Below are 5,217 nucleotides of genomic sequence, written 5' to 3' on the forward strand. Positions count from 1 at the left end.
GGGTGAGTACAAAGGAAGCGTCCGTTCCTTGAGAACTCAACAGCGTGCCAAAAGTCAACGCCAGATATGTTGATACCCCGACTCACTTCGGTGAGTTGAGGTTCCTTTGAAAAAGTCCTGTACGGCTTGTCCGTGCAGGCGACACAGCGAGGACGCTGTGAACCGGGAGATTATTCCTCTCCTTGGTTCCGCTCTCGTGGTGTTCATCCCGATTACGGGAAAACATTCACGGAGAGTTTGATCCTGGCTCAGGACGAACGCTGGCGGCGTGCTTAACACATGCAAGTCGAACGATGAACCACTTCGGTGGGGATTAGTGGCGAACGGGTGAGTAACACGTGGGCAATCTGCCCTGCACTCTGGGACAAGCCCTGGAAACGGGGTCTAATACCGGATGACATCCCCTCTCGCATGGGAGGGGATTGAAAGCTCCGGCGGTGCAGGATGAGCCCGCGGCCTATCAGCTTGTTGGTGAGGTAGAAGCTCACCAAGGCGACGACGGGTAGCCGGCCTGAGAGGGCGACCGGCCACACTGGGACTGAGACACGGCCCAGACTCCTACGGGAGGCAGCAGTGGGGAATATTGCACAATGGGCGAAAGCCTGATGCAGCGACGCCGCGTGAGGGATGACGGCCTTCGGGTTGTAAACCTCTTTCAGCAGGGAAGAAGCGAAAGTGACGGTACCTGCAGAAGAAGCGCCGGCTAACTACGTGCCAGCAGCCGCGGTAATACGTAGGGCGCAAGCGTTGTCCGGAATTATTGGGCGTAAAGAGCTCGTAGGCGGCTTGTCACGTCGGTTGTGAAAGCCCGGGGCTTAACCCCGGGTCTGCAGTCGATACGGGCAGGCTAGAGTGTGGTAGGGGAGATCGGAATTCCTGGTGTAGCGGTGAAATGCGCAGATATCAGGAGGAACACCGGTGGCGAAGGCGGATCTCTGGGCCATTACTGACGCTGAGGAGCGAAAGCGTGGGGAGCGAACAGGATTAGATACCCTGGTAGTCCACGCCGTAAACGGTGGGAACTAGGTGTTGGCGACATTCCACGTCGTCGGTGCCGCAGCTAACGCATTAAGTTCCCCGCCTGGGGAGTACGGCCGCAAGGCTAAAACTCAAAGGAATTGACGGGGGCCCGCACAAGCAGCGGAGCATGTGGCTTAATTCGACGCAACGCGAAGAACCTTACCAAGGCTTGACATATACCGGAAAGCATCAGAGATGGTGCCCCCCTTGTGGTCGGTATACAGGTGGTGCATGGCTGTCGTCAGCTCGTGTCGTGAGATGTTGGGTTAAGTCCCGCAACGAGCGCAACCCTTGTTCTGTGTTGCCAGCATGCCCTTCGGGGTGATGGGGACTCACAGGAGACTGCCGGGGTCAACTCGGAGGAAGGTGGGGACGACGTCAAGTCATCATGCCCCTTATGTCTTGGGCTGCACACGTGCTACAATGGCAGGTACAATGAGCTGCGAAGCCGCGAGGCGGAGCGAATCTCAAAAAGCCTGTCTCAGTTCGGATTGGGGTCTGCAACTCGACCCCATGAAGTCGGAGTTGCTAGTAATCGCAGATCAGCATTGCTGCGGTGAATACGTTCCCGGGCCTTGTACACACCGCCCGTCACGTCACGAAAGTCGGTAACACCCGAAGCCGGTGGCCCAACCCCTTGTGGGAGGGAGCTGTCGAAGGTGGGACTGGCGATTGGGACGAAGTCGTAACAAGGTAGCCGTACCGGAAGGTGCGGCTGGATCACCTCCTTTCTAAGGAGCACTTCTTACCGATCCCTTCGGGGTGAGGTCAGAGGCCACTACGTCGGCAAACGATCGACGGTGGTTGCTCATGGGTGGAACGTTGACTACTCGGCGCACTTGACCGTCTTGTCCTGCGAGTACTGCTCTTTTGAGTGTGGAAAGCTGAGGGAAGCGGTGAGGGTGTCGGGCACGCTGTTGGGTATCTGAGGGTACGGGCTGTTGCAGCCTGTCCTTCGGGATGCCGACCCCAGTGCACTTGCTGTATGTCAGCAGGGTGATGGGTGGTTGGTCGTTGTTTGAGAACTGCACAGTGGACGCGAGCATCTGTGGCCAAGTTTTTAAGGGCGCACGGTGGATGCCTTGGCACCAGGAACCGATGAAGGACGTGGGAGGCCACGATAGTCCCCGGGGAGTCGTCAACCAGGCTTTGATCCGGGGGTTTCCGAATGGGGAAACCCGGCAGTCGTCATGGGCTGTCACCCGCTGCTGAACACATAGGCAGTGTGGAGGGAACGCGGGGAAGTGAAACATCTCAGTACCCGCAGGAAGAGAAAACAACCGTGATTCCGGGAGTAGTGGCGAGCGAAACCGGATGAGGCCAAACCGTTTACGTGTGATACCCGGCAGGGGTTGCGTATGCGGGGTTGTGGGATCTCTCTTTCACAGTCTGCCGGCTGTGAGGCGAGTCAGAAACCGTTGATGTAGGCGAAGGACATGCGAAAGGTCCGGCGTAGAGGGTAAGACCCCCGTAGTCGAAACATCAACGGCTCGTTTGAGAGACACCCAAGTAGCACGGGGCCCGAGAAATCCCGTGTGAATCTGGCGGGACCACCCGTTAAGCCTAAATATTCCCTGGTGACCGATAGCGGATAGTACCGTGAGGGAATGGTGAAAAGTACCGCGGGAGCGGAGTGAAATAGTACCTGAAACCGTGTGCCTACAAGCCGTGGGAGCGTCGCGTGCAGCACTTGTGCTGTACGTCGTGACTGCGTGCCTTTTGAAGAATGAGCCTGCGAGTTTGCGGTGTGTTGCGAGGTTAACCCGTGTGGGGAAGCCGTAGCGAAAGCGAGTCCGAATAGGGCGATTCAGTAGCGCGCTCAAGACCCGAAGCGGAGTGATCTAGCCATGGGCAGGTTGAAGCGGCTGTAAGAGGTCGTGGAGGACCGAACCCACCAGGGTTGAAAACCTGGGGGATGACCTGTGGTTAGGGGTGAAAGGCCAATCAAACTCCGTGATAGCTGGTTCTCCCCGAAATGCATTTAGGTGCAGCGTCGTGTGTTTCTTGCCGGAGGTAGAGCACTGGATAGGCGATGGGCCCTACCGGGTTACTGACCTTAGCCAAACTCCGAATGCCGGTAAGTGAGAGCACGGCAGTGAGACTGTGGGGGATAAGCTCCATGGTCGAGAGGGAAACAGCCCAGAGCATCGACTAAGGCCCCTAAGCGTACGCTAAGTGGGAAAGGATGTGGAGTCGCACAGACAACCAGGAGGTTGGCTTAGAAGCAGCCACCCTTGAAAGAGTGCGTAATAGCTCACTGGTCTAGTGATTCCGCGCCGACAATGTAGCGGGGCTCAAGCGTACCGCCGAAGTCGTGTCATTCCAGCATAGAGGGCCAACGCCTGCTGGGATGGGTAGGGGAGCGTCGTGTGCCGGGTGAAGCTGCGCCGGAAGGCAGTGGTGGACGGTTCACGAGTGAGAATGCAGGCATGAGTAGCGATACATACGTGAGAAACGTGTGCGCCGATTGACTAAGGGTTCCTGGGTCAAGCTGATCTGCCCAGGGTAAGTCGGGACCTAAGGCGAGGCCGACAGGCGTAGTCGATGGATAACCGGTTGATATTCCGGTACCCGCTGTGAAGCGTCAAACATCGAGCCCATTGATGCTAAGGCCGTGAAGCCGTTCCGGACCCTTCGGGGAAAGGAAAGTGGTGGAGCCGCCGGACCAAGGTGGTAGTAGGTGAGTGATGGGGTGACGCAGGAAGGTAGTCCAGCCCGGGCGGTGGTTGTCCCGGGGTAAGGGTGTAGGCCGTGCGGCAGGTAAATCCGTCGCACATTAAGGCTGAGACCTGATGCCGAGCCGATTGTGGTGAAGTGGATGATCCTATGCTGTCGAGAAAAGCCTCTAGCGAGTTTCATGGCGGCCCGTACCCTAAACCGACTCAGGTAGTCAGGTAGAGAATACCGAGGCGTTCGGGTGAACTATGGTTAAGGAACTCGGCAAAATGCCCCCGTAACTTCGGGAGAAGGGGGGCCATCACCGGTGATCGGATTTACTCCGTGAGCTGGGGGTGGCCGCAGAGACCAGCGAGAAGCGACTGTTTACTAAAAACACAGGTCCGTGCGAAGCCGTAAGGCGATGTATACGGACTGACGCCTGCCCGGTGCTGGAACGTTAAGGGGACCGGTTAGTGCACTTTCGGGTGTGCGAAGCTGAGAACTTAAGCGCCAGTAAACGGCGGTGGTAACTATAACCATCCTAAGGTAGCGAAATTCCTTGTCGGGTAAGTTCCGACCTGCACGAATGGCGTAACGACTTCTCGACTGTCTCAACCATAGGCCCGGTGAAATTGCACTACGAGTAAAGATGCTCGTTTCGCGCAGAAGGACGGAAAGACCCCGGGACCTTTACTACAGTTTGATATTGGTGTTCGGTTCGGCTTGTGTAGGATAGGTGGGAGACTGTGAACTCGGTACGCCAGTATCGGGGGAGTCGTCGTTGAAATACCACTCTGGTCGTGCTGGATGTCTAACCTCGGTCCGTGATCCGGATCAGGGACAGTGTCTGATGGGTAGTTTAACTGGGGCGGTTGCCTCCTAAAGAGTAACGGAGGCGCCCAAAGGTTCCCTCAGCCTGGTTGGTAATCAGGTGTTGAGTGTAAGTGCACAAGGGAGCTTGACTGTGAGACCGACGGGTCGAGCAGGGACGAAAGTCGGGACTAGTGATCCGGCGGTGGCTTGTGGAAGCGCCGTCGCTCAACGGATAAAAGGTACCCCGGGGATAACAGGCTGATCTTCCCCAAGAGTCCATATCGACGGGATGGTTTGGCACCTCGATGTCGGCTCGTCGCATCCTGGGGCTGGAGTCGGTCCCAAGGGTTGGGCTGTTCGCCCATTAAAGCGGTACGCGAGCTGGGTTTAGAACGTCGTGAGACAGTTCGGTCCCTATCCTCTGTGCGCGTAGGAATATTGAGAAGGGCTGTCCCTAGTACGAGAGGACCGGGACGGACGAACCTCTGGTGTGCCAGTTGTCCTGCCAAGGGCATGGCTGGTTGGCTACGTTCGGAAAGGATAACCGCTGAAAGCATCTAAGCGGGAAGCCTGCTTCGAGATGAGTATTCCCACCCCCTTTGAGGGGTTAAGGCTCCCAGTAGACGACTGGGTTGATAGGCCAGATCTGGAAGCCCGGTAACGGGTGGAGGTGACTGGTACTAATAGGCCGAGGGCTTGTCCTCAGTTGCTCGCGTCCACTGTGTT

The 5,217-nt window shown here is 57.2% G+C and carries 2 rRNA genes; both read left to right on the forward strand.

The window, feature by feature from the left end:
• The first annotated feature begins 225 nt into the window (after positions 1-225).
• Positions 226-1,751, forward strand: a 16S ribosomal RNA gene (locus tag ACWDZ7_RS42535).
• Between the two features lie 319 nt (positions 1,752-2,070).
• Positions 2,071-5,195: ribosomal RNA gene (locus ACWDZ7_RS42540) — 23S ribosomal RNA — on the forward strand.
• Together the 16S and 23S rRNA genes form the textbook arrangement of a ribosomal RNA operon.
• Positions 5,196-5,217: the final 22 nt, after the last annotated feature.

This window comes from Streptomyces sp. NPDC003032, from assembly GCF_053591415.1.